Raw genomic sequence first — 25,696 nt, 5'->3', positions numbered from 1 at the left:
AGATGTTAGAGATCCTGGGAGAGGACAGAGAACGAATTGAGGAGCTCCATCGAGAGATTAAAAAGGAGCAAGAGCGGATTGCGATCAGAAGTTTGATTGCAACGCAAAAAGCCTTGATGATGTTGGAAGGGATGAGTTTGCAGGTAACCTTGGGCGGTCAATCCGAAAAGATGCGCTCTTTTGCTACAACGACTCTGGTTAGTGATTTGAAAGATGGATTTACAGGAGGAGCAGCGGACGCGGTAGAGACAGCACTGAAAGCAGTGAAGAAGCCGATTTTATTGAGTCCGATTAAAGGAGGTATGTGATGTACCATTCAGGAAATAGTGAATTAGAACAACTAGAAGATCGACATTACCGCTTCAATCAAAAGCTTAGCGAGTTGGAGTGGGATTATGCGGATATGCGTATGGATGTCCGTCAACATACAGAAAATTTAGTGGACTGGCTGAGTGCCCTTCATTTTCAAGCGCCAAGTGCGGAGGCCCAAAGTGGCTTGGAGCGTTTATTTGCCTTGCAAGAAGAGTTTGAGGCAGAACTCAAGCGCTATGAAGAGCGTTTAGAAGAAGAGCGCGAGCGCGAGCAGCAAGAGTACTATAAGCAGCGTCAACAATTAGAACAAGGTGATTGAAACATTCCTCTGGTAGAGATAAGAGGAATGTTTTTGTTTGCTCAAAAAACTTTTAAAAATGTGCTCATAAATTCTTGCAAGCGCTTACTTAGTATGTTATAATATTCACAAAGAAACGAAAATAAAATGGTTTTATCAAACCAACAAAAGAGGAGTCGCTTATGAAAGCTGCAACTTATGTATCTGCAGGCAATCTGCAACTGCTGGATCAACCAAAGCCAGTGATCAAAAATCCAACGGATGCCATTGTGCGAGTCTTGAAGACAACCATCTGTGGGACAGACCTTCACATCCTAGGAGGAGATGTGCCAGCTTGTAAGGAAGGCACAATTTTAGGCCACGAAGGAATCGGGATCGTCGAAGAAGTCGGCGATGCAGTGAATAACTTCAAGGTGGGCGACAAGGTTATCATCTCTTGTGTCACAGCTTGTAATACCTGCTACTACTGTAAACGTAGTTTGCCTTCTCACTGTGAAGATGGTGGTTGGATTTTAGGTCACTTGATCAACGGAACCCAAGCAGAGTATGTCCACATTCCACATGCGGATGGAAGTCTTTATCATGCGCCTGAAACTGTGGATGACGAAGCCTTGGTCATGCTCTCAGATATTCTCCCAACCTCTTATGAAATTGGGGTCCTCCCATCTCATGTAAAACCAGGTGATAATGTCTGTATCGTTGGAGCTGGTCCGATCGGTCTTGCAGCACTTTTGACCGTTCAATTCTTCTCACCAGCTACGATTATCATGGTGGACTTGTCTGAATCTCGTCTTGAAGCAGCTAAGAAATTTGGGGCAACTCACACCATCTGCTCCAGCGATATCGCTGAAATCAAGGCCTTTATCAATGAAGTGACCGAAGGTCGTGGTGTCGATATCTCCATGGAATGTGTGGGCTATCCTGCTACCTTTGATGTCTGCCAAAACGTCATCTCTGTCGGTGGACACATCGCTAATGTCGGTGTCCACGGAAAACCGGTTAGCTTCAATTTGGATGATTTGTGGATCAAGAACATTACCCTCAACACCGGTCTTGTCAATGCCAATACTACTGAAATGTTACTCAATGTCTTGAAATCAGGCAAGATCGATGCGACTAAGCTCATCACCCACCACTTCAAACTCTCAGAAGTTGAAAAAGCCTATGATGTCTTTAAACATGCGGGTGAAAACCATGCTCTCAAGGTGATTATCGAAAATGATATCAGTGAATGAAGTGGCAACTAATATTTGTTCATAGTTTTTTTAGACGGACCAGAGATATTCTGGTCCTATTTTCAACCCCCAAAAGCCAATGATTCCTTGCAAAATAAATTTGTTGTCTTATAATAGAAGTACAGAAAACGATTACATAAAGAGAAAGGTGTGATCTTATGAAACGGTTTTGTTATCATCGTGAATTCTGGATGGACTTCCATTTCTGGATCTTGGTCTTGCTTTTAGCGGCTGTGGCGTTGACGATGCGGGCTCCGCTTTCGGTAGTTAGCCTAGCTTATCTTGCTTTTGTTGGGATTTTGATCTTGCTGCAGGTCTTTCAACCGCCTGTATCGACGCGTCAGTATCCAGAAGGTAGCTACCATTTCAATTGGACCTTTTATCGGGATACCCGACTGTATATCGATCTCTTTTTATTAGCAGGTCTCTTGGCAGGCCCAATGGCTTCATCGGATATGGTCTATTGGATCTTGCTTGGAGCCGTTGTCGGCTCTATCGGATTTGTATTTGTCGTAAAGGAAAAAGCGACTCAAAAGATGGCCTAAGGAATCACCATGTCCTAGATCTCTGAAACTAGTTTCAGAGATCTTTTTATTTTCCCCTAAAATGTGAAACTATAATCCAATTGCACGATTAATATTGTAAGCGCTTTAAAAATAGATTATAATCAATTTACAAGTACTCGAGTTGCCTTATTATCAAAGGAGAAGGAGTTATGTCAAAGATTACAAAAGATGAACTGATTGAACAAATCAAAGACGGCATCATTGTTTCTTGTCAAGCCCTCCCTCATGAACCGCTCTATACAGAAGCAGGAGGAGTCATTCCTCTCTTGGTCAAAGCGGCTGAGCAGGGTGGAGCTGTCGGGATCCGAGCCAATAGTGTCCGGGATATCAAGGAAATCAAGGAAGTGACCAAGTTACCGATCATTGGGATTATCAAACGCGATTACCCACCTGAAGAACCCTTTATCACGGCTACCATGAAAGAAGTCGATGAGTTGGCAGCTTTGGATATCGCGGTCATTGCGCTTGATTGTACCAAACGTCCGCGTCATGATGGGCTTTCGATGAGTGACTTTATCCATCAAGTCAAAGAGAAATATCCAGACCAACTCTTGATGGCTGATATTTCGACTCTGGAAGAAGGATTGACAGCTGTCGAAGCGGGAGTGGACTTTGTCGGAACAACCCTTTCGGGCTATACAGACTACAGTCCAAAGGTTGATGGTCCAGATTTTGAACTGATCCATAGTCTCTGCCAAGCAGGAGTAGATGTCATCGCAGAAGGCAAGATCCACTATCCGGATCAGGCCAAGAAAATCCATGATCTCGGGGTTCGCGGTATCGTTGTAGGTGGTGCCATTACCCGACCAAAAGAGATTACAGAGCGCTTCGTCGCAGCCTTAAAATGAGAAAACAAAACAGTAGATTGAAGGAGGAGGAGACCGAATAGAGAGTAGTCGAATCTGAAACATGAACAAGAATAGGCGTCCTCATTGAGGATAACCCCCTGTAAGAGTAATCTTACCGCAATCGTGAGGAGAAATCACATGAAAATGAAAAAAGTATTGTGCTCGTTGGTAGCTGGTGCAGCTCTTCTAGCACTCGCAGCTTGTGGCTCTGGCGGAGGATCAAAATCAGAATCTTCTGGTGGAAATTCTGGTAAAACAGAAATTACCTGGTGGGCATTCCCAGTCTTTACTCAAGAAAAAGCAGAAGATGGTGTCGGAACCTACGAAAAATCAATTATTGCAGCTTTTGAAAAAGCAAATCCAGATATCCACGTGAATTTGGAAACGATTGACTTCAAGTCAGGTCCTGAAAAGATCACAACGGCTATTGAAGCAGGAACTGCTCCAGATGTGCTCTTTGATGCACCTGGACGGATCATTCAGTATGGTAAAAATGGTAAATTGGCTGACTTGAACGACCTCTTTACAGAAGATTTTGTAAAAGATGTCAACAACGACAATATCATCCAAGCTAGTAAAGCTGGTGACACTGCCTACATGTACCCAATCAGTTCAGCACCATTCTACATGGCGATGAACAAAAAGATGCTCAAAGATGCAGGAGTGCTAGACCTTGTCAAAGAAGGCTGGACAACAGACGACTTTGAAAAAGTCTTGAAAGCTTTGAAAGACAAAGGTTACACACCAGGATCACTCTTCAGTAACGGTCAAGGTGGAGACCAAGGGACTCGTGCCTTTATCGCCAACCTTTACGGTGGTTCTGTAACAGATGAAAAAGTAACCAAGTATACAACAGATGATCCAAAATTTGTCAAAGGTTTAGAAAAAGCTTCTAAATGGATTGAAGACGGCTTGCTTATGAACGGTTCTCAATTTGATGGTGGAGCAGACATCCAAAACTTTGCTAACGGTCAAACTTCTTACACCATCTTGTGGGCACCTTCACAAAACGGTATCCAAGCTAAATTGTTGGATGCAAATAAAGTCGAAGTAGTAGAAGTGCCATTCCCATCTGATAGTGGCAAACCAAAATTGGAATACCTTATCAATGGATTTGCGGTCTTCAATAATAAAGATGAAAAGAAAATTGCTGCTGCTAAGAAATTTGTACAGTTCATCGCAGACGACAAAGTATGGGGTCCAAAAGATGTTGTGCGTACAGGAGCCTTCCCAGTTCGTAGTTCATTTGGTAAGTTGTACGATGACAAACGGATGGAAACCATCAGCACTTGGACAAAATACTACTCACCATACTACAACACAATCAACGGTTTTGCAGAAATGCGGACCCTATGGTTCCCAATGTTGCAATCTGTTTCAAACGGGGATGAAAAAGCAGAACCAGCTTTGAAGACCTTTACTGAAAAAGCAAACGAAACCATTACGAAAAAATAATCAGTCTATGAAGCGGACCTAAGTCTTTCATAGAAACGAGAATATGCAGGCCCCTTCGAATCCGTATCTCTCTACTTGGAATGGAACGAAGGGGTCTTCATTCTTGCTGGATCTTCTTTTCTTACTTCGTAAGATATATTTAGAAAAGAAAATAGAAAAAGAACACTAGGAGGTGCCTTACTGTGAAGGTAAACAAAATCCGAATGAGGGAGACACTCGTTTCCTACGCATTCCTAGCACCCATTTTAATCTTCTTTACGGTCTTTGTCCTAGCCCCCATGATCATGGGCTTTGTGACAAGTTTCTTCAACTATTCTATGACATCCTTCAAGTTTGTCGGTTTAGAAAATTATTCCCGCATGTTTGCGGATAAGGTCTTTGTGAAGTCCTTGATCAATACTGTCATCATCGTTATCGGCTCGGTTCCGATCGTCGTATTGTTCTCCTTGTTTGTGGCTTCTCAGACCTACCATCAAAATGCCATTGCGCGTTCCTTCTATCGTTTCGTCTTCTTCCTTCCAGTTGTTACAGGGAGTGTAGCGGTAACGGTTGTATGGAAATGGATCTATGATCCGCTATCAGGGATTTTGAACTTTGTATTGAAATCTGGACATGTCATCAACCAAAACATTTCTTGGTTGGGGGACAAGCACTGGGCTTTGATGGCCATCATTATCATCTTGTTGACCACCTCTGTTGGTCAACCGATCATCCTCTACATCGCAGCTATGGGAAATATTGATAATTCTCTCGTAGAAGCAGCGCGTGTCGACGGTGCGACAGAATTTCAAGTTTTCTGGAAGATCAAATGGCCAAGCTTGTTGCCAACAACCTTGTACATTGCCATCATTACGACCATTAACTCTTTCCAATGTTTCGCCTTGATCCAATTGTTGACATCCGGTGGTCCTAACTACTCAACGAGTACCCTTATGTACTACCTCTATGAAAAAGCCTTTAAACTCTCTGAATACGGTTATGCCAACACCATGGGTGTATTCCTTGCGGTGATGATTGCCATTATCAGTTTTGCGCAATTCAAGATCCTCGGAAACGACGTAGAATACTAAAGAAAGGAGCCTCAGATGAAACCAACACAAAAGAAACCCATCACTGCCTTTACAGTGATTTCAACGATCATTTTGCTCCTTTTGACAGTCTTGTTCATTTTCCCATTTTATTGGATTTTGACAGGGGCCTTTAAGTCTCAACCAGATACCATTATGATCCCACCTCAATGGTGGCCAAAGACACCAACCATGGAAAACTTCCAACAGTTGATGGTACAAAACCCAGCCCTACAATGGTTGTGGAATAGTGTCTTCATCTCCCTTGCAACCATGCTTTTGGTGTGTATGACCTCTTCCTTGGCAGGTTATGTCTTGGCTAAGAAACGCTTCTATGGGCAACGAATTCTCTTTGCCATCTTCATTGCAGCTATGGCCCTTCCGAAACAAGTTGTCTTAGTTCCATTGGTACGGATTATTAACTTTATGGGGATCCATGATACCCTTGCAGCGGTTATTCTACCATTGGTCGGATGGCCATTCGGGGTCTTCTTGATGAAGCAATTTAGTGAAAACATCCCAACAGAACTCTTAGAATCTGCTAAGATCGATGGTTGTGGAGAGTTACGGACTTTCTGGAGCGTTGCCTTCCCAATTGTCAAGCCGGGATTTGCAGCCCTTGCCATCTTTACCTTTATCAACACCTGGAACGACTACTTTATGCAATTGGTAATGTTGACCTCTCGGCAAAACTTGACCATTTCCTTAGGGGTAGCAACCATGCAGGCTGAAATGGCCACCAACTATGGCTTGATCATGGCTGGGGCAGCCCTAGCTGCAGTGCCAATCGTTACGGTCTTCCTCGTGTTCCAAAAATCCTTTACACAAGGGATTACCATGGGAGCGGTCAAAGGATAAGTCGTCTGCTTGGACAAACGATAGTTGTGTACAGATCGGTTTTCTAGGCTGAGAAGTATCGAAAGGATGAGAATATGATATTTGATGATTTAAAAAACATCACCTTTTACAAAGGGATCCACCCCAATCTGGATCAGGCCATTGACTTTCTATATGAGCATCGGAAGGATTCTTTTGAATTGGGGAGATACGATATTGATGGGGATAAGGTCTTTCTCGTCGTTCAAGAAAATACCCTCAACAAAGCAGAAAATGATCGCTTTGAACACCACAAAAGATATGCCGATTTGCATCTATTAGTAGAAGGGCATGAGTTTTCGAGTTATGGATCTCGTGTGACAGGTGAGGCTATCGCATTTGATGAAGCATCGGACATCGGTTTTGTCCATTGCCAGGAGTCTTATCCGCTTCATCTAGGCTATCATAATTTTGCGATTTTCTTTCCAGGGGAGCCTCACCAACCCAATGGCTATGCAGGGCAAGAAGATATCGTGAAAAAATATCTATTTAAAATTGCGATCGATTGATCACGTTAGAAAGGAGTGCCTATGTCATCTAAGGGGGCAGGATTGATCAAAACCGTTTTTAACACGGACAATGTAGTGATGCGTATTAGTGAGAAGGTCCTCGACTTGGTAACTGTTAATCTTTTATTTGTGCTAAGTTGTTTACCAGTTCTCACGATTGGAATTGCGAAAATTAGTTTGTATCAGACCTTATTTGCCATTAAGCACCAGCGTCGTGTTCCGGTGATTCGTAGTTATGCGAAGGCTTTTCGGGACAATTGGAAAATAGGCTTGCAACTAGGAAGTTTAGAACTGATTGTTGCAGGTATTTGTCTCTTTGATTTATTCTTATTTTGGGGGCAAACTTCCCTAGCTTTCCAAGCTTTGAAAACCATTTGTTTAGGCCTCTTTCTCTTTCTTGTGTTGATCTTATTGGCTGCTTATCCTATTGCGGCCCGCTACCAATTGGATTGGAAAGAGTGTTTGCAAAAAGCCATGATTGTGACAGGCTTACATTTTCCTTGGTTCTTCGTCATGGGAAGTGCTCTCTTACTTCTATGTATGGCTCTTGCAAGCTCGGTTTTAGCTTTCCTATTGGGACTCATGATCTTTTTCTTGTTCGGCTTTTCAAGCTTGGTTTTTGCACAAGTTGGATTAATGGAAAAGATTTTTGCCCAGTACCAAGAATAAAATGAATTTATTAGTGACAAAAGGAGAAAAAATGTCAGATTTAAAAAAATATGAAGGAGTCATCCCCGCTTTTTACGCCTGCTATGATGACCAAGGAGAAATTAGCCCGGAGCGGGTACGTGCGCTGGTAGAATATTTTATCGCGAAAGGTGTGCAGGGCTTGTATGTCAACGGATCCTCTGGCGAATGTATCTACCAGAGCGTGGCCGACCGCAAGCTGATTCTAGAAGAAGTGATGGCAGTAGCTAAAGGGAAATTGACCATCATTGCTCACGTAGCCTGCAACAACACCAAGGATAGCGTGGAATTGGCACGACATGCGGAAGAATTAGGAGTGGATGCCATTGCGGCCATTCCGCCGATCTATTTCCGCTTGCCAGAATACAGTGTTGCCCACTACTGGAACGAAATCAGTGCAGCCGCACCCAATACAGACTTCGTCATTTATAATATCCCGCAATTAGCAGGGGTTGCTTTGACACCGAGTCTTTACAAGGAAATGTTGAAAAATCCACGGGTGATTGGGGTCAAGAATTCTTCGATGCCTGTTCAGGACATTCAAACCTTTGCTTCTTTAGGAGGCGATGACCATATCGTCTTTAATGGTCCGGATGAACAATTCCTAGGTGGCCGTCTCATGGGAGCGCATGCTGGGATCGGTGGTACCTATGGTGCGATGCCAGAACTTTTCTTGAAGCTCAATCAGCTGATTGCTGAGAAAGATTTAGAGACTGCGCGTGCCCTACAGTTTGCCATCAATGACATTATCGGAGTCTTGACGTCTGCTCATGGCAATATGTATGCAGTCATCAAAGCGGTTTTGCGCATCAATGAAGGTTTGGACTTGGGATCTGTTCGCTCCCCTTTGACGCCAGTAGTAGAAGCGGATCAAGAAGTGATTCAACGTGCTGCTCAACTCATTCAGGACACAAAAGCCAGATTCCTTTGATCAAAGGAGGTCTAGATGAATCCATATGTTGTAATTGATATCGGAGGGACCAGTATCAAGTATGGTCTAGCCGATGCAAAAGGGCAACTCCTAGAGACCCATGAAATGCCAACGGAGGCCCAAAAAGGAGGACCTCACATTCTTAACACAACAAAGGAAATCGTAGCCCGTTATTTGAAGAAGCATCCCTTGGCAGGGGTTGCGATTTCTTCGGCCGGAATGGTCGATCCTGATAAGGGAGAAATCTTTTATGCTGGCCCGCAAATTCCCAACTATGCAGGCACCCAATTCAAAAAGGAAATCGAAGAGACCTTTCAGATCCCTTGCGAGATTGAAAATGATGTCAACTGTGCTGGTCTCGCAGAGGTCACTACAGGCCATGCAAAAGGATCGAACAATGCTGTTTGCCTGACAATTGGGACGGGGATCGGCGGTTGCCTCTTGCTTGATGGTCAGGTCTTTCATGGTTTTAGCAATTCAGCCTGTGAGGTTGGCTATCTTCATTTGCCAGACGGTGCCTTTCAGGATCTAGCTTCAACGACGGCTTTGGTCGAGTACGTGGCAGAACATCATGGTGATCCTGTGGAACAGTGGAATGGTCGCCGGATCTTCAAGCAGGCAACGGAGGGAGATAAGATCTGTATGGCTGGAATTGATCGGATGGTGGCCTATCTCGGAAAAGGACTGGCCAATATCGCCTATGTGGTCAATCCAGAGGTCATCGTTCTTGGAGGGGGGATTATGGCTCAGGAAGCCATCCTCAAGCCAAAAATCTATCAAGCCCTGTGTGCCGAACTGGTTCCTAGCCTAGCAGATAAGATCCGTTTGGAATTTGCCCACCATCAAAACGCCGCAGGTATGTTGGGGGCTTACTATCACTTTAGACAAAAACATGAAACATAAAACAAGTCGCGTTGGCGACTTGTTTTTGATTCATCAAAAAAAGCATGAAAGATGAAGAAAGCCTGATCTTTCATGCTTTTTAAATAGGGAGACCATATTAAGATTTTCGAGAACGTTGATTAGAAAGTTTTTTGTTTTCCCAGTAGCTATTAAAGACAATTTCCTTTTGTTCTCGACTTTTATTAAGGAAATGAGCATAGATCAAATCGACCACAATGAGGAGTGGTAAAATGGCGGAGATTCGATCGATATAGGTACTACTAGGAAGAGGTGCGGCCGGTAACACTTCTGTAAATCCTTGGTGGATGGCAGCCGGGTTAGCGGTCACAAGAACCGTTTTAGCCCCTTTTTCTTTGGCGTCCAGGAGACTATCTGTAATGGAGTTGGTGCCTCCTGACAATGAGAAACCGATGACTAAACAAGAGGAATCGAGAATACTGGTCGTCCAAGCAAAGCCGTCTTGATCAGTCAGGGCTTCACAAACGACGCCCAATCGCATAAAGCGCAATTTCATTTCTCGAGCGACTAATCCGGAACTACCGATCCCGAAGAAATAGACTCGGTCTACTTGATCGATTAGTTCAGCTACCTGATCTAATTGAGAATCTTTTACCAGACTTTCAGTGACGTTACTGATATGGTGGTAGCGTTGCAAGACGCTGAGAGTGAGTTCGTCATGCTCTTGCACCTGTTTTTGATTCTTTGTTTCCTCATTAAAATGATAGACAAACTCACGATAGCCGGAAAAACCACATTTTTGAGAGAAACGCGTTAAAGCTGCCTTTGAGACGTGGAGTAACTCCGTTACACGAGAAGAGGACAGGGAGTGCTGTCGTGCTTCCGATGATAAAAAATATTGGGCAATGTCGCGTTCCATATCTGTTAACTCAGCTTCATAGCTGGCGATAATGGCGCGTAAATCTTGATCTTGTTTCACAGCAATCCTCCTTTCTCACGAGATGAAATAACAGGATGCTCCTATAATATATTACACATTATAACATGGGTAACCGCTTTATTCAAGTAAAAGAAATCAAGAAATACTGAAACTAGGAACAGGATAGGAGAAAAGAAGAGAACGCTACCAAACTTGAAACTAAGGTCTTATTTGTTGTCCACAATTTTCTGAAAATTCCCGGTTGGGCCTGAACAAACGATATGAATTGTGGTATAATTTAAGATAATTGTACTGTTGTTGGAAGAACAATAGTTGAATAAGGAGGTGTGACGATGTCGAATGCAACACTCGAGATGATGCAAGAGATCGAGCAAGCTGCTCAGGGCGTGATCGTAGGTTATGAAGCTCAAGTTGAACAAATCCGAACGGATTCGCGCGATCGACTTGCAACAGTGGCACAGCATTACGATGAGGAAACCAAGCAATTGGTCACAGAGGCAGAAAAAAACGCCCAGGAAAGACTCGTCCGTTTAACGAAAGATCTGGAAGAAACGGTTGCGCGCAATGATGCCAGGGTACAAGAGGCGATGACCGATAAACGAGCTGGGCTAGTTGAAGCCATTGTAGAAAAGGTGGTAGCAAGCTATGGCCGTTAGTCAGATGCAAAAACTGTCCCTCATCTTGCCCAAAGATGACTTGGACAGTCTCCTACTAGCGCTACAGTCTGAGGCAAAAATCCAGATTTATGACCTCAGTGAGCATGAAGAATGGCAGGCTGCCTTTGAGGCAAATACCTTGTCTCAACCCTTGACAGAGGACAATCGTCAAGCTTTGGTAGAGCTGCAAAAACGTCAAGAACAAGTTGAAAAAATGATTCAGACTCTGGAGCCTTATATGCCTGAGAAAAAGGCCCTGCAAGCCCTGAAGGAAGAACCCTTAAGCTTGTCTTTTGATGACTTGCAGGCCCATGGGATGATTCGAGATGAGGATCTCCTATTGACCAAGTTGAAACGCCAATTGCGCGTGTTAGACAAGGCTTGTCAGAAGATTGCGGATGCAAAGGGAGAGATAGAGCGCTTAGAAAAATGGCGACCGTTAGAGGTGACGCCAGCTGCTCTCGCTAATTTTCACTATGTGCATGGCTTGATCGGGACCATTCCCAATAGCGATACAGACGCTGTTCGTTCTTCCTTAAAAGCTCATCCTGAGCTGGAGTTAGAAGAAGTCTTTACATCTGAAACCGAACACGGCTATGTCATCTTGTATCGTTCAGGAGATCGTGTAGCTGTTCAGGAGCTTCTAGAAGACCATGGATTCAAAGAATTGGACTATGAAGAAGAGCAGGTCCCGGCCGCCTACTTGGATCGCCTAGAAGGGGAAATCAAAGAGCAAGACGCTGTAGTTGCAGCAACCCTAGCCGAGTTACAAAACTCCCAGAAGGAGCTGGACCAGCTCAAGTACCAGATGGATTACTTGCTGAGTTCGGGAGCTCGGGAGGAAGCCAAGTCGCTTCTTGCCAGCACGCAAAGCTTGGTAGCTCTAGAGGGGTGGATTGAAACCTCCCAAGTGGCCTCATTACGAGACTTCTTGAAAGAAGGTTTTGGTTCTCGGGTCTTACTAGAGACACGCGATGTGACGGAAAAAGATTGGGATGACGTTCCGATCCAGTTGCGAAATAATGCCTTGGTAGAGCCCTTTGAATTAGTCACAGAGATGTACGCCCTGCCTAAGTATTACGAGAAAGATCCGACACCAATCGTTTCTCTCTTCTACTTTGTTTTCTTTGGCATGATGGTCGCAGATATCGGTTATGGACTGTTGCTAACCTTGGCGACAGGCTTTGCCCTTAAAGCCTTCAAGCTCAAGCCTGGTACAGCCAAGAACCTTCGTTTCTTCAGTCTCCTCGGAATTTCAGTTGCCCTTTGGGGTGTGGTCTATGGCTCTTTCTTTGGATTTGAGATGCCTTTCGCCCTGATCAGTACGACCAGCAACGCCATGACCATCCTGATCCTCTCAGTGGTCTTTGGTTTTATCACCGTCTTAGTGGGCCTCTTCCTAGGAGGAATGAAAAATGTTCGCCTCAAAGACTACACCGAAGCCTATAATGCTGGCTTTGCTTGGGTCTTGATCCTACTTGGCTTAATGCTTCTAGCAGTAGGCAATATCTTGCCAGGGATGAGCGTTCTAGTTCCGATTGGCAAGTGGCTGGCTATTTTGAATGCCATTGGGATCTTGATTGTTTCCATTGTCAGTGCCAAGAAGTTGTCCGGTCTAGCCTCTGGTCTCTTTAACCTCTACAATGTCAGTGGCTATGTCGGAGACTTGGTCAGCTTCACTCGTTTGATGGCCTTGGGCTTGTCTGGAGCTAGTATCGGTTCGGCCTTTAACCTCATTGTCAATCTCTTCCCACCGCTTGGACGGTTTACGGTAGGGCTTCTGCTCTTTATCGTCCTACATGCCATTAATATGTTCCTGTCCTTCTTGTCAGGATATGTGCATGGAGCCCGTTTGATCTTTGTGGAGTTCTTCGGTAAGTTCTACGAAGGAGGAGGCAAGCCATTTCGTCCTCTCAAACCTTCTGAACGCTATATTAAAACAAAAAAATAAGTATTATCTTTAATAAATAGGAGTATATTCATGGAATCTTTAGCATCATATTTTTCAGCCCATGGGGGCGCCTTCTTTGCAGCGTTTGGTGTGGCGATCGCCGTTGCACTTAGTGGAATGGGATCTGCCCTTGGGGTTGGTAAAACGGGTCAAGCAGCAGCAGCACTCTTGAAAGAACAACCTGAAAAATTTGCCCAAGCCTTGATTTTGCAATTGTTGCCAGGTACACAAGGTTTGTACGGTTTCGTTATCGGGATCTTGATCTGGTTGCAAATTAAGCCAGATATGCCACTTGAAACAGGGGTTGCTTACTTCTTTACAGCTCTTCCAGTTGCGATTGTTGGTTATTTCTCAGCCAAACACCAAGGAAATGTTGCGACAGCAGGGATGCAAATCTTGGCCAAACGCCCTGAAGACATGATGAAAGGGGTTATCCTTGCGGCCATGGTTGAAACCTACGCCATCTTGGCCTTCGTTGTGTCCTTCCTATTGACCCTACGCGTCGGCTAAGAGCTAGCTTTGATGGATTCGCCTCGCGAGGCGAAAAACACAAGACGCATGCAATAGGAGAAAAAACGATATGGATGAACAAACCCAATTAAAGGATTCGATCTTGGCCCAAGCCCACGAAAAAGGGCGTAAACTCTTAGAAGAGGCCAAGGAAACCATCCTAAAAGAAGAGACTGTACAAGAAGAGCGTTTGATCCAAGACAAACTCAATCAACGCTCCGAGCAGCTCAAGCGGATTCAACGTCAATTGCAACGTGAAACCCAACAAATCGAAAATAAAAAACGCCAATCAACCCTTGTCACCAAGCAACGAGTCTTAAAGGATCTCTTTGCGGATGCTTATGAAGCGATGGTGGCTTGGCCCCTTGAAAAGGAAATGCAGTTTGTAGATACGGTCTTAGATCGCTATCAGGGACAAGTTGTGACCCTGACCTTTGGAGCGGTGAGCGCTGCTAAATTTGATTCAGCAGCTCTCGAGAGATTGAAGCAGACGCATCAGAATGTGACAGTTGCAGATGCAACGATCCCAGCTCAAGCAGGCTTTGTCTTGTCGGTTGGGAAGGTTGATGACAACTATCTCTACCGTGATTTGGTGGATTCCATTTGGGAGCAAGAAAGCTACCAGATGGCAGCCAGCATTTTCACAGATGAAGAGAACTAGGAGGTTGCAATGAGCGAACGGACCTATTCTCAAGTCAATACAGGAATCAGCGTACGTGAGGCTAGTTTTCTCAGTCCCAGTCAGTTCGAGCAGTTGCTTGCAAGTCCCTCAAGCGAGAGTCGAGAAGGCTTGCTACAAGGGACACCTTATGCTCTAGATAGCCAGGAGATCAAGGATTTATCAGCCCTTGAAGCCCGTCTGATGGCAGCCTTGTTGGCAGAATACCAATGGGCTTTTGAGGTAAGCCCTCAGCCAGACTTGGTTAGCCTGTTTACCTTGAAATACACCTATCATAATCTCAAGGTTTATCTAAAACATAAGGCGACAGAGCGCAAGTTGGGGCACTTATTAATCCCTATCGGTCCTTATTCTCTCGATGTGCTCGAGCATTTGGTGGCGACCTTTTCTGCAGAGCATTGTCCGGCCTTTATGGCGGAAGAAGTGGCTGCAACCTGGCAAGAATTCCAAGACTATCAGGACTTGCGGGTTCTCGAAATCGGGATGGATTTAGCTTATTTTAAACACCTGAGATACCTAGGGGACAGTCTATATCATCCGATTCTGAAGCAGTTGGTGGACGTGACCATTGACTTTTACAATGCGATTACAGTTAAGCGGGCCTTGGATCAGCAAAAACCGCATAGCTTTATGCACCAATTACTCTCAGATGAAGGGAGCCTTAGTGCCCATCAGGTGATCGACCTGTTAGAATCCGGTCAGTGGTTGACCTGGTTTTATCAAGTCAATCCGCTGGACTACGATCTCGCCTTAGAGACTTATGAAGAAAAGATGCGCACTGGTCAACTAAAGACCGTAGAGTTGGAGTATTTAGAGAGTTTGGTGAAATTCAGTCTTCTAGACGCTGGCCGTTTTGAAGTCGATGGACCCCTACCCTTTGTTCGTTATCTTTACGGAAAAGAGTTAGAGGTGACCAACCTTCGTTTGGTCCTCTCTGGTTTAGACAATGGTTTTCCGCTAGCAGACATCAAAGAAAGGATGAGACCGATTTATGGACAAACAGACCTATAAGATCGCAGTTGTGGGCAATCGGGACGCCATCCTTCCTTTTCGCCTGATTGGCTTTCAAACCTATCCGGTCACAGAGCCACAAGAAGCGATCAATACCCTGCGAAAACTCAGTCGGGAAAACTTCGGGATTATCTACCTGACAGAGGATATTGCTCAGGCTATTCCAGATACAGTGGCTTTTTACGACCAGCAGCTGACTCCGGCTCTGATCCTTATCCCGACCCATAGAGGAACTACGGGACTCGGCCAACAGCGGATTCGTGATAATGTCGAAAAAGCAGTAGGACAGGATATTTTATGAGAACAAATGAATTTGGCCAAGCGATTGGCGATGCACTGCCGGATTTTACACCAGGGCGTCTGCCAGCTATTGAGCAGATCGAAGGTCGCTATACCGTGATCGAGCGCCTCTCAAAAGAAAAACATGGAGCAGATCTTTATCAGGTCTACGGGCCGGACTCTCCAGCAGCGATGTGGACCTTTCTGTTCAAAGGCCCTGCCCGCAATGAGGAGGAGTGGGACCACTTATTAGATGATCTTATGACAGCCCAAGGTCGCTTTTACTATGCCATTGTAGACAAAGATTCAGGCAAGGCTTTGGGGACTTTCTCTCTCATGCGGATCGATCAAGCTAATCGGGTGATCGAAGTCGGAGCAGTGACCTACTCGCCAGCGCTCCAAAAAACACGCATGGCTACGGAAGCCCAGTATCTGTTAGCGCGCTACGTGTTTGAAGATTTAGGCTACCGCCGCTATGAGTGGAAATGCGATGCTTTAAACCAAGCTTCTCGCAAAGCAGCTGAGCGCTTAGGGTTCACCTATGAAGGCTGTTTCCGTCAGGCTATTGTTTATAAAGGTCGTACCCGTGATACAGACTGGTTGTCTATCATTGACCAAGAATGGCCAGCTATCAAACAGCGCTTCGAAGCCTGGTTGGATCCAAGTAATTTCGATGCCAATGGCCAACAAAAGCAATCTCTAAGAGAGATAGTACAAAAGTAAAACAAAGAAACAAAGGATTCCCAGGAGGAATACATGACTCAAGGAAAAATTATCAAAGTTTCCGGTCCCTTGGTGGTCGCATCAGGGATGCAGGAGGCCAATATTCAAGACATTTGCCGGGTCGGCGATCTTGGTTTGATTGGCGAAATTATTGAGATGCGGCGGGATGAAGCCTCTATCCAAGTATATGAAGAAACATCTGGAGTCGGTCCAGGAGAACCAGTGGTCACAACCGGAGCTCCCCTTTCTGTTGAATTGGGACCAGGCTTGATCTCTCAGATGTTTGACGGGATCCAACGCCCCTTGGAACGCTTCCAAGAAGTGACTGCCAGTGACTTTTTGGTTCGTGGGGTGCAAGTTCCAAATCTAGATCGGGACACCAAATGGGCCTTCGAACCAAGCGTGACTGAAGGGACAGAAGTGGTTGCAGGAGACATCGTCGGTACCGTTCAAGAGACCAATATGGTGGAGCACCGCATCATGGTACCCTTTGGTGTGAGTGGACGTGTGACCAAGATCGCAGCAGGTTCTTACACAGTGGAAGAGCCAGTCTATGAGATCGAGCAGGCAGATGGTAGCCTCTTTACTGGAACCCTGATGCAAAAATGGCCGGTTCGTCGAGGCCGTCCCTTTGCACAAAAACTCATTCCAGTAGAGCCTTTGGTCACCGGTCAACGGGTCATCGATACCTTCTTCCCTGTGACTAAAGGTGGAGCTGCAGCTGTTCCTGGTCCTTTCGGAGCTGGAAAAACAGTTGTGCAACACCAGGTGGCCAAGTTTGCCAATGTAGACATCGTAATTTACGTTGGTTGTGGGGAACGCGGAAATGAAATGACGGACGTTCTGAATGAATTTCCAGAATTGATCGATCCAACGACTGGTCAATCCATCATGCAACGGACCGTTCTGATCGCCAACACTTCGAACATGCCGGTAGCGGCGCGGGAAGCTTCCATCTACACAGGGATTACTATTGCCGAATACTTCCGTGATATGGGCTATTCCGTTGCCATCATGGCGGATTCGACTTCACGCTGGGCAGAAGCTCTCCGTGAAATGTCTGGTCGTCTAGAAGAAATGCCAGGGGATGAAGGCTACCCAGCCTATCTTGGTAGCCGGATTGCTGAATATTACGAGCGTGCAGGTCGGGTTAAGACACTCGGAACCACTGCGCGTGAAGGTTCGATTACCGCCATCGGTGCCGTTTCCCCTCCAGGTGGAGACATTTCAGAGCCGGTGACCCAAAATACCTTGCGGATTGTCAAGGTCTTCTGGGGCTTAGATGCTCAATTGGCCCAACGTCGTCACTTCCCAGCCATCAACTGGTTGAGTTCTTATTCGCTTTACCAAGATGAAGTCGGTCGCTATATCGATCTACATGAACAAATCAGTTGGTCTGAAAAAGTGACCCGCGCTATGAATTTGCTTCAAAAGGAAAGTGAATTGCAAGAAATCGTCCGCTTGGTTGGTCTAGATTCCTTGTCTGAAAAAGACCGCTTGACCATGAATGCGGCTAAGATGATCCGTGAAGACTACCTGCAACAAAACGCCTTTGATGAGGTCGATACCTATACCTCTTTCAGCAAGCAGGTGGCCTTGTTGACCAACATTTTGACCTTTGACCAAGAAAGTCAAAAAGCGTTGGAATTGGGAGCTTATTTCACAGAAATCATGGAAGGAACCGTGGCTCTTCGAGACCGCATTGCCCGGAGCAAGTTCATCCATGAGGATCAGTTGGCAACCATTCAAGCCCTGAAAGAAGAAATCGTAGAAACCCTACACCAAATCGTCGCAAAAGGAGGAGTAGACAATGAGCGTGATTAAAGAATACCGTACTGTCAGCGAAGTTGTTGGCCCCTTGATGATTGTCGATCAGGTCGAAGGGGTTCACTACAATGAACTAGTAGAAATCAAGCTTCATGATGGAACGACCCGTCAGGGACAAGTCCTCGAAGTCCAAGAAGATAAGGCCATGGTCCAGCTCTTTGAAGGATCTAGCGGGATCAACTTGGAAAAAGCCAAGGTCCGCTTTACTGGACGTCCCCTAGAACTTCCTGTGTCTGAAGACATGGTCGGACGCATCTTTAACGGGATGGGGAAACCCATCGATGGCGGTCCAGAGATTATCCCAGAGAAGTACTTGGACATTGATGGACAAGCTATTAACCCTGTTTCGCGGGACTATCCGGATGAATTTATCCAGACAGGAATCTCAGCCATTGACCATTTGAATACCTTGGTTCGGGGCCAAAAACTCCCAGTATTCTCAGGTTCTGGTCTTCCTCACAAGGAGTTGGCGGCTCAGATTGCTCGTCAAGCGACGGTTCTTAATTCGGAAGAAAACTTCGCCGTGGTCTTTGCGGCCATGGGAATTACCTTTGAAGAAGCCGAGTTCTTTATGAACGACCTTCGGGAGACAGGTGCCATTGACCGCTCTGTCCTCTTTATCAACCTAGCCAATGACCCAGCTATCGAACGGATTGCGACTCCTCGGATCGCCTTGACAGCCGCCGAATATTTGGCCTATGAAAAAGACATGCACGTCTTGGTTATCATGACCGACATGACCAACTACTGTGAGGCCCTTCGGGAAGTATCTGCTGCCCGCCGGGAAGTTCCAGGTCGTCGGGGCTATCCAGGTTACCTCTATACTAACCTCTCAACCCTCTACGAACGTGCAGGACGCTTGGTTGGAAAGAAAGGATCTGTGACCCAAATCCCGATCCTCTCCATGCCAGAAGATGACATCACCCACCCTATCCCTGACTTGACAGGCTACATCACAGAGGGTCAGATTATCCTGTCCCGCGATCTCTACAATAGTGGTTACCGCCCACCGATCAATGTTCTTCCATCCCTTTCTCGTTTGAAGGACAAGGGTTCTGGTGAAGGCAAGACTCGGGAAGACCATGCGGCGACCATGAACCAGCTCTTTGCGGCTTACGCCCAAGGAAAACAAGCCAAAGAACTGGCTGTAGTGCTTGGGGAATCTGCCTTGTCAGATACCGACAAGCTCTATGTTAAATTTACGGACCGCTTTGAGCAGGAATACATCAACCAAGGTTTCACTACCAATCGGACGATTGAGGAAAGTTTGGATCTCGGTTGGGAACTCTTATCCATCCTTCCAAGAACAGAGCTTAAACGGATCAAGGATGAGATGATTGACAAGTATCTGCCAAACAAAGAGGATTAGCCTATGGCACGATTAAATGTAAAACCAACTCGGATGGAGCTCAATATTCTCAAAGAGCGCCTCAAGACAGCAACCCGGGGGCACAAGTTGCTCAAGGATAAGCGGGATGAACTTATGCGCCGTTTTATTGAAGCTGTGCGTGAGAATAATCGTCTGCGCCAAAAGGTGGAGGCAGCGCTTGTGGGCAATATGCAAGATTTCGTGATGGCCAAGTCCTTAGAGAGCGACCTCATGGTGGAAGAAATCTTTGCCGTTCCTACGCGAGAAGTGATGCTCCATATCGAGGAAGAAAATGTCATGAGTGTGCGCGTGCCCAAGCTCCATGCCCGTATCGATAATCCATACGGAGATGATGAAGGGGACGTGGTTTATAGCTACCTCGCCTCCAACAGTCAAATGGATAGCACGATCCAAGAAATGGGGGATCTACTCCCAGATTTGCTCAAGTTAGCGGAAATCGAAAAAAGCTGCCAACTCATGGCAGATGAAATCGAGAAAACCCGCCGTCGAGTGAACGGACTCGAGTATGCGACCATCCCAGACCTCAAAGAGACTATCTATTATATCGAAATGAAACTCGAAGAAGCCGAACGCGCCAACCTCGTCAGAATCATGAAGGTAAAATAAGATACATCAAGATACAAAGCCGTTAAGCAACTCAAAGGAAAATAGGGAGCAGGACAGAAGCACTGTTGTATAGAATGCTTCGTTGTCCTGCCCCCACAAGGCTGATTAGGATTTTTCCGAGCTCTTAAAGTGAGAGAAAAATCCAATCAGCTACTGTGCCTTTGAAGTTAGTACTATTACAGTTTGCGTTTTTCACCCAGCTTTTCAGCCCGGCCTCAATTACTTTAAAAAAACAAGAACCTCATCGAGGAACGGCTCCTGGATGAGGCTTTTTTGCACCCTCTCACTCTTCTTCCACTACCCTATTTTTATGTTACTAGTTTGTAACAATGTGACAAGAAAGACGAAATATTACAAGAAAAATACAGTTTTGTTAAATAGACAAAAAGACCTTTTATTATTTTTAAATTGTGATAAGATAGAGTAGTAGTTCATTTGTTCAAGAAAATATTGAGCAAAAAAACAAAGAAAAAAGAGGATAAAAGATGAAATTAAAAGTTAATACGAAAGCCTTGATCGCTTCAACAGTAGCTCTTGCAGTGATTCCATTTACAAAAGCCACTGCAGAAACACTTGAAGATTGGGTAGCTCGCTCAGTAGATGAAATCAAACATGATATCCAACAAAGCGGTGAAAACCAACAAACTTATACCATCAAATATGGTGATACATTGAGTTCGATCGCAGAAGCGCTTGGAATCGATGTACATGTGTTGGCAAACTTGAACAACATCAGCAACATGGATTTGATCTACCCAGGTACTGTTTTGAAAACAACAGTAAATGATCAAAAAGAAGTAACTTCAGTTGAAATCCAAACTCCTCAAGCAGGTGCGACAGATGCAACCGTTGCAAGTGCTGACTTGACAACAAACCAAGTGACAGTTGATGACCAAACAGTAGCTGTTAACGATTTGTCTAAACCAGTAAACGAAGATAACAAAGCTGTTCCAGTTGCTCCAGCAGCGGGCACTCAAGAAGCTCCAGCGGAAGCTCCTGTAATTGCTGTCTCAGGAGCAGAAACACCAGCTCAACCAGCTGTTCCAGAAACACCAAACTACGGTGCTCCAGCTGTCAATGTTGCAATTCAAAATCAAGAAGCAGCCCCAGCAGAAGCTCCTCAATCTGCTCCAGCAGCAGAAACTCCTGCTGAAACAACACCAGCTCCAGCAGAGGAAGCTCCGGCAGCACAACCCGCAGCTGCCCCTGAAGTACAACCAGTAGCATCAACTCCAGCAAGTGGAAATACGATTCCAAATGATCCACACCTTCAACCACAAGCACAAGCTTTCCGTCAAGAAATCGCTGCAAAATTTGGTATCACAAACATTGGTGGTTACCGTGAAGGGGATCCAGACGATCATGGTAAAGGACTTGCAGTGGACGTAATGGTACCAACAAGTTCACAACTCGGGGATCAAGTTGCCCAATATGCTATTGACAACATGGACCGTGCAGGTATCTCATATGTTATCTGGAAACAACAATTCTACATGCCAGTCGACAACATTTACGGACCAGCTAATACATGGAACCAAATGCCAGACCGTGGTGGAGATACAGCAAACCACTACGATCACGTACATATCTCATTTAACGGATAATAAAACTTCGAACTAGGACAAGTGCCTAGTTCTTTTTTTGTATACACAAAAAAGGCCGGAAGACGAATCTTCCAGCCAGACGATGGTTATAAAATATGATCGACTTTTTCCACCTGATAAAGAGCAATGGCCATGATGATGGTTAAGACCAGGAGCATAAGAATGGCAGGTGTCCAAGAGTGAAAGAGAGATTTGCTGTAGCCGAAGAGGATGGGACCAAAGGCTGCAAAGACGTAGCCTCCTGTTTGAGCAAGACCGGAAAGTTGAGCTGTTTTTTCAGGTGTGCTGGATTTCATGGAGAAAGCGACCATGAGGTAAGGGAAGAGCGAACTAACGGAACTTCCAATTAGGGCATTTAATACCAACCAGTAGAAGAAGTTGCTAGTCGGGATTAAGAGCATGGCTACCCCCAGAATCCCTGCTCCGACAACAATCGTAAGCATCAAGCGTCGATTGCGATCGGATAACCGTGTCGTTAAACTTGGGATCGTTAAGGAGAATGGGAGACTGATCAGGGTGAACACGGAGGCCAGTAGTCCAGATTCAACCTTTGAAAGGCCAGCTTGAACAGCCATGGTCGGAAGCCAAGTCATACTTGTGTAGAAAAGCAGTGACTGCAAGCCTCCAAAAATCATGATAGCCCAAACATATTTATTGGTATACCACTTGCTACTAGATTCCGTAGTAGCTGTCTTTTTTAGATGGTGGTTGTAGCGAAGGTTAGGAATCCAGATGACCAAAGCAAGAGCACATAAGGCTGTCAAGATGTTGACCAAACCTTGCCAAGAAGTGGCTTTGGTGATCGGAACGGCCACAGAAGAGGCGATCGCTGTGGACATCCCCATAGAGGTGATGTAGAGAGTCGTTAGCACACCGAGTTGCTTAGGCCGATTGGCCTGAATCAAGCTTGGAAGCAGCACATTGAGAAAGGCAATACTTGCTCCAATCAAGATGGTTCCCAGATAGAGAAAGGGAAGATTGATAATCCGAATGGCAGATCCGATCGTAATCACGATCAAAACTAGGAAAAAGAGGCGCTCAATCCCCAACCTTTTAGCAAATTGAATCGCAAAAGGTGAGAAAATGGCAAAGGTGAGAAGTGGTAAGCTAGTCAATAGTCCCAGAGAGCTCACATCTACCCCCAAACCAGCAGCGATGTCAGACAAGACCGTCGGAAGCGTAGTAAATGGTGTTCGTAAAACAATCCCAAGCATAATGATGCCCGGGATGAATAGCATAGAATGTGTTTTTTTCATAAATCCTCCTCAGACAAAAATTCCCTTCATTATAACATAGATCGAGCATAAATTGGAGTATTTGTACAAATGAAGGAGAAGGGACGTAGTTCTCACTGCCGTTCGAACTGCATCAATGTACCTAAGCTCGCTGATGTTCGCTAAGGGAATAAGGAACGTAGTTTTCGCTTTGCTCAAACTGCATCAATATCTCTAAATTCGGTTAAACTCTCTGAGTTCACCTCATTAAGTATTATAAAGACCGTAGTTCTCACTGTCGTTCGAACTGCGTCAATGTACCTAAGTTCGTCTACGTCTCTATTGGACTTGACTCACTAAGGTACGTAGAAAAAGCCACCGGTTTTGGTGGCTCTTATAGGGAGATTATTATGAAAAAGTTTAGGATTTTCTATCAAACAAAGTCAGGAGGTCTTCATTTGATGGTTTTATTATAAGGCGGTTTGCTTAAAGAAATCTTAAGAAAAGGCGCTGATTGAAAGAATCGGTCTAAAGTCTGAGATGCCTTTATTCGCTGAAGAAATCAATGCCGGTTTTGTTGAGTTCGTTGACTCGCAACATGAATTTTGTTTTGATCTGAACAAGCGGGCTTCCGAAATTTTCGAGTGCAATCAAACCTTCCAGGGCTTTTAGGACCTGCTTGGCACGGTAAACCCCTTCCTTGTCATTTAAGCCAAGGAGGGCATAGACCTGCATAAATTCTAACTGCATGGAAATACTGGTGTTTAAAATCGGTTTGCGCTTGCGAAGCTGGTTAATCGATTGAAGAAAATTCAGAGCTTCTAAGTAGAGTTCTTTTTTAATAAGATAGTTGGCTAGATTTAACAGCAAAGAGGCCAATGCATTGGCAGAGTAAGCTGAATAACTGCTTTCAAAAAGTTCCAAGGATTCCTTTCGAATCTTAGCGACGACTTCATAGGGCAAGACAGACAAAAGAGCAATGGTAAAGTCTTGCTCAATTTCATTTTGATAGGCAAAAGGCACTTCTTGAGCGATTCGTTGAATCGAGACAGGTGCGTCTTCTAGGTGGATCTCTTTTCCCATCGCGTTATTGACATTGATTTCAAGCGAACGCAAATAGAGTTGCCAGAGTTCTTTGTTTTCCTCTGCAACAGGTGATTTTTCGTGCTTTAAGCGCTCAATAATGGACAGAAAATCCATGTTTTCTTGATTGATGTGTTTCATCAAAATGGGGCTGAAATTTTGAATGGTTAAGCCAGGATAATGGGACAAAAAGGTATCCCAATCCACCCCCATAGACAGCAAGAGGCGAGAGAAGGTCTCAATGGTTACTCCTTTTTGAGAACGCTCAAATTGGCTGAGGAACTGAGGAGAGACAATATCTGCAGCGACTTCTTTTAGAGAAAGACCGCGTGCTTCACGAATCTTACGAAATGTTGGACCAAATGGCGAAGATGAGGACATAGGGGAACTTCCTTTCAATTATCATACCATTAGTATACCTCAAAAAAGGCTGGAATTAAACTCTGAGTTTAATTTTTGACAAAAAAACTAGAAATTCTTCGATTTTTAAGAAAAATGAAACTATAGTTTACATGGCCCTTTTTTAGGAAGGGATTTTTGATAAAATAAGGTCAATTCTAGAAGATAAGCTTATAACAAAAGGAGTTTGACAATGACGACACAAGAAATTTTACAGCTATTAGATGAAAAGCGCGTGCTAACAGCCCCTGCAGCAGTTGCTTGGGATGAAGTTCAACGGCAACAAAACCGTTTAAATAAAGCAGCGAAGAGACTCAATGGGCCAATCACGGTCACACTGGCCCTCAATCTTCTTTTTGCTTTTACGATTTTTCTCTTAGAACAAAGTCACCTGATGCACGGTTTTCTACTAATGCTCGGATTGATGGGTGGGTTGATTGCGATCAAATATTTTGTATTTGTAGCCCCAGCCAAGCAAGCTCTTGCCAATGCCCGGGCTCTTTATAACCAGGAAATCAGCCAACCAGCCTACCAACAAGGGATGCAAGGTTTCCCGCAAAAATTTTACAATTACCACGACCTCTTCCGACTATATAACTTAATTGCAGAAGGCCGTGCCTCTACCTTGCCAGAAGCCTATAATCTGCTTGAAATGCAACAATTTCATGAAACGCAAGTGAATCTGCAAGAGGAGGCCAATGCCCTACAAGCCGATATCGCACGTAGCTCAAGGGTCAGTGCCGTTGCTAATGTAGTCACTGCTTACAATACTTATCGTATCCACAAAGATATGTAATGTCAAAAAGATAAAAGATGAAAAAACCTCCCAAGAGTCATGATCAAAAACCAGAGCTCTCGTGGAGGTTATTTTGTTGTCCTGTAAAAAGTAGTTCCGCAAGGCATCCATGTACTTAAGCTCACTAACGTTCGCTAAGGAAATAAAGATCGTAGTTCTCACTGTCGTTCGAACTGCATCAATGTACCTAAGCTCACTAACGTTTGCTAAGGTAATAAGGAACGTAGTTTTCGCTTAGCTCAAACTGCATCAATATCTCTAAATTCGGTTGAACTCTCTGAGTTCACCTCATTAAGTATTATAAGGATCGTAGTTCTCACTGTCGTTCGAACTGCATCAATGTACCTAAGCTCACTAACGTTTGCTAAGGTAATAAGGAACGT

27 protein-coding genes are annotated in these 25,696 nt (G+C 44.9%); 24 read left to right on the top strand and 3 right to left on the bottom strand.

The genetic code is table 11. From position 1 onward, the window contains the following. The first annotated feature begins 2 nt into the window (after positions 1-2). From ACESR9_RS07545 to ACESR9_RS07490, 12 genes are all read left to right on the top strand, one after another. Positions 3-308 carry a hypothetical protein gene (locus ACESR9_RS07545; RefSeq protein ID WP_049472664.1) on the top strand — a complete coding sequence of 102 codons (306 nt, stop codon included), beginning with the start codon at positions 3-5 and terminating at the stop codon, positions 306-308. Continuing rightward, on the top strand, positions 308-631 hold the full coding sequence (locus tag ACESR9_RS07540) for a hypothetical protein (protein WP_003009394.1): 324 nt from the start codon (positions 308-310) through the stop codon (positions 629-631). Before ACESR9_RS07545 ends, ACESR9_RS07540 begins: the two co-directional genes overlap by 1 nt. A 161-nt stretch (positions 632-792) precedes the next feature. Next, the gene (locus ACESR9_RS07535) at positions 793-1,845 is read left to right on the top strand and encodes a zinc-dependent alcohol dehydrogenase family protein (RefSeq protein ID WP_003015314.1); all 1,053 of its coding nucleotides are present in this window, start codon (positions 793-795) and stop codon (positions 1,843-1,845) included. A gap of 158 nt (positions 1,846-2,003) precedes the next feature. Further along, positions 2,004-2,390 (top strand): hypothetical protein, encoded by a 387-nt coding sequence (locus ACESR9_RS07530; protein WP_031572794.1) that lies wholly within the window; start codon positions 2,004-2,006, stop codon positions 2,388-2,390. 170 nt (positions 2,391-2,560) lie between these two features. Continuing rightward, positions 2,561-3,259 (top strand): N-acetylmannosamine-6-phosphate 2-epimerase, encoded by a 699-nt coding sequence (locus ACESR9_RS07525; protein WP_195529475.1) that lies wholly within the window; start codon positions 2,561-2,563, stop codon positions 3,257-3,259. Between the two features lie 138 nt (positions 3,260-3,397). Beyond that, on the top strand, positions 3,398-4,714 hold the full coding sequence (locus tag ACESR9_RS07520; RefSeq protein ID WP_373106216.1) for an extracellular solute-binding protein: 1,317 nt from the start codon (positions 3,398-3,400) through the stop codon (positions 4,712-4,714). Positions 4,715-4,896: 182 nt separating this feature from the next. Continuing rightward, the gene (locus tag ACESR9_RS07515) at positions 4,897-5,784 is read left to right on the top strand and encodes a carbohydrate ABC transporter permease (RefSeq protein ID WP_003009412.1); all 888 of its coding nucleotides are present in this window, start codon (positions 4,897-4,899) and stop codon (positions 5,782-5,784) included. Positions 5,785-5,799: 15 nt separating this feature from the next. Next, on the top strand, positions 5,800-6,639 hold the full coding sequence (locus ACESR9_RS07510; RefSeq protein ID WP_003002334.1) for a carbohydrate ABC transporter permease: 840 nt from the start codon (positions 5,800-5,802) through the stop codon (positions 6,637-6,639). Between the two features lie 74 nt (positions 6,640-6,713). Continuing rightward, positions 6,714-7,166 carry a NanQ anomerase/TabA/YiaL family protein gene (locus tag ACESR9_RS07505; RefSeq protein WP_003015325.1) on the top strand — a complete coding sequence of 151 codons (453 nt, stop codon included), beginning with the start codon at positions 6,714-6,716 and terminating at the stop codon, positions 7,164-7,166. Between the two features lie 21 nt (positions 7,167-7,187). Next, a complete protein-coding gene (locus ACESR9_RS07500; protein ID WP_373106215.1) occupies positions 7,188-7,835 on the top strand; it encodes a DUF624 domain-containing protein in 648 nt (215 codons plus the stop codon). 31 nt (positions 7,836-7,866) lie between these two features. Further along, the gene (locus ACESR9_RS07495; protein WP_037608222.1) at positions 7,867-8,784 is read left to right on the top strand and encodes a dihydrodipicolinate synthase family protein; all 918 of its coding nucleotides are present in this window, start codon (positions 7,867-7,869) and stop codon (positions 8,782-8,784) included. Positions 8,785-8,799: 15 nt separating this feature from the next. Next, entirely contained in the window at positions 8,800-9,687 is an 888-nt protein-coding gene (locus ACESR9_RS07490) for an ROK family protein (protein WP_070586618.1), read from the top strand. Between the two features lie 97 nt (positions 9,688-9,784). Here the strand turns inward: ACESR9_RS07490 and ACESR9_RS07485 are convergent, their stop codons facing one another. After that, positions 9,785-10,624 (bottom strand): MurR/RpiR family transcriptional regulator, encoded by an 840-nt coding sequence (locus ACESR9_RS07485; protein WP_373106214.1) that lies wholly within the window; start codon positions 10,622-10,624, stop codon positions 9,785-9,787. 293 nt (positions 10,625-10,917) lie between these two features. Here ACESR9_RS07485 and ACESR9_RS07480 point away from each other — a divergent pair, with 293 nt between their 5' ends. The 11 genes from ACESR9_RS07480 (at position 10,918) to ACESR9_RS07430 (ending at position 21,821) form a co-directional block, all read left to right on the top strand. Continuing rightward, a complete protein-coding gene (locus tag ACESR9_RS07480) occupies positions 10,918-11,241 on the top strand; it encodes a hypothetical protein (RefSeq protein ID WP_024055125.1) in 324 nt (107 codons plus the stop codon). Then, on the top strand, positions 11,231-13,192 hold the full coding sequence (locus ACESR9_RS07475; protein ID WP_373106213.1) for a V-type ATP synthase subunit I: 1,962 nt from the start codon (positions 11,231-11,233) through the stop codon (positions 13,190-13,192). Before ACESR9_RS07480 ends, ACESR9_RS07475 begins: the two co-directional genes overlap by 11 nt. Positions 13,193-13,222: 30 nt before the next feature. Further along, complete coding sequence (locus tag ACESR9_RS07470) at positions 13,223-13,702, top strand: V-type ATP synthase subunit K (protein WP_003009435.1); 480 nt, start codon at positions 13,223-13,225, stop codon at positions 13,700-13,702. A 70-nt stretch (positions 13,703-13,772) separates the two neighbouring features. Then, a complete protein-coding gene (locus ACESR9_RS07465; RefSeq protein WP_373106212.1) occupies positions 13,773-14,363 on the top strand; it encodes a hypothetical protein in 591 nt (196 codons plus the stop codon). 9 nt (positions 14,364-14,372) lie between these two features. Continuing rightward, positions 14,373-15,392: a V-type ATPase subunit gene (locus ACESR9_RS07460; protein ID WP_373106211.1), complete on the top strand. Its 1,020-nt coding sequence runs from the start codon at positions 14,373-14,375 to the stop codon at positions 15,390-15,392. Next, positions 15,373-15,693 (top strand): V-type ATP synthase subunit F, encoded by a 321-nt coding sequence (locus ACESR9_RS07455; protein WP_003009443.1) that lies wholly within the window; start codon positions 15,373-15,375, stop codon positions 15,691-15,693. The genes ACESR9_RS07460 and ACESR9_RS07455 overlap by 20 nt, the downstream gene beginning before the upstream one ends. Further along, positions 15,690-16,394, top strand: coding sequence for a GNAT family N-acetyltransferase (locus ACESR9_RS07450; protein ID WP_373106210.1), 705 nt, complete (start codon positions 15,690-15,692; stop codon positions 16,392-16,394). Before ACESR9_RS07455 ends, ACESR9_RS07450 begins: the two co-directional genes overlap by 4 nt. 33 nt (positions 16,395-16,427) lie before the next feature. After that, positions 16,428-18,218, top strand: a complete 1,791-nt coding sequence (locus tag ACESR9_RS07445) for a V-type ATP synthase subunit A (RefSeq protein ID WP_041826169.1) — start codon at positions 16,428-16,430, stop codon at positions 18,216-18,218. Next, positions 18,205-19,590: a V-type ATP synthase subunit B gene (locus tag ACESR9_RS07440; RefSeq protein ID WP_003002370.1), complete on the top strand. Its 1,386-nt coding sequence runs from the start codon at positions 18,205-18,207 to the stop codon at positions 19,588-19,590. The genes ACESR9_RS07445 and ACESR9_RS07440 overlap by 14 nt, the downstream gene beginning before the upstream one ends. Positions 19,591-19,593: 3 nt before the next feature. After that, positions 19,594-20,217, top strand: a complete 624-nt coding sequence (locus ACESR9_RS07435) for a V-type ATP synthase subunit D (protein WP_003002380.1) — start codon at positions 19,594-19,596, stop codon at positions 20,215-20,217. 485 nt (positions 20,218-20,702) lie between these two features. After that, the gene (locus ACESR9_RS07430; protein ID WP_373106209.1) at positions 20,703-21,821 is read left to right on the top strand and encodes a VldE C-terminal domain-containing protein; all 1,119 of its coding nucleotides are present in this window, start codon (positions 20,703-20,705) and stop codon (positions 21,819-21,821) included. A gap of 86 nt (positions 21,822-21,907) precedes the next feature. Here the strand turns inward: ACESR9_RS07430 and ACESR9_RS07425 are convergent, their stop codons facing one another. Both ACESR9_RS07425 and ACESR9_RS07420 read right to left on the bottom strand, forming a co-directional pair. Beyond that, positions 21,908-23,077: a CynX/NimT family MFS transporter gene (locus tag ACESR9_RS07425; protein WP_003015375.1), complete on the bottom strand. Its 1,170-nt coding sequence runs from the start codon at positions 23,075-23,077 to the stop codon at positions 21,908-21,910. 504 nt (positions 23,078-23,581) lie between these two features. Further along, on the bottom strand, positions 23,582-24,499 hold the full coding sequence (locus tag ACESR9_RS07420) for a helix-turn-helix domain-containing protein (RefSeq protein ID WP_003015436.1): 918 nt from the start codon (positions 24,497-24,499) through the stop codon (positions 23,582-23,584). Positions 24,500-24,710: 211 nt separating this feature from the next. Between ACESR9_RS07420 and ACESR9_RS07415 the strand changes: the two genes are divergently transcribed. After that, positions 24,711-25,313, top strand: coding sequence for a hypothetical protein (locus ACESR9_RS07415; protein ID WP_003015343.1), 603 nt, complete (start codon positions 24,711-24,713; stop codon positions 25,311-25,313). Positions 25,314-25,696: the final 383 nt, after the last annotated feature.

Source organism: Streptococcus parasanguinis, from assembly GCF_964238605.1.
Lineage (GTDB): Bacteria > Bacillota > Bacilli > Lactobacillales > Streptococcaceae > Streptococcus > Streptococcus parasanguinis_AJ.
Note: the sequence above shows the minus strand (reverse complement) of the source record. Positions and strands in the feature narration are given on the sequence as shown.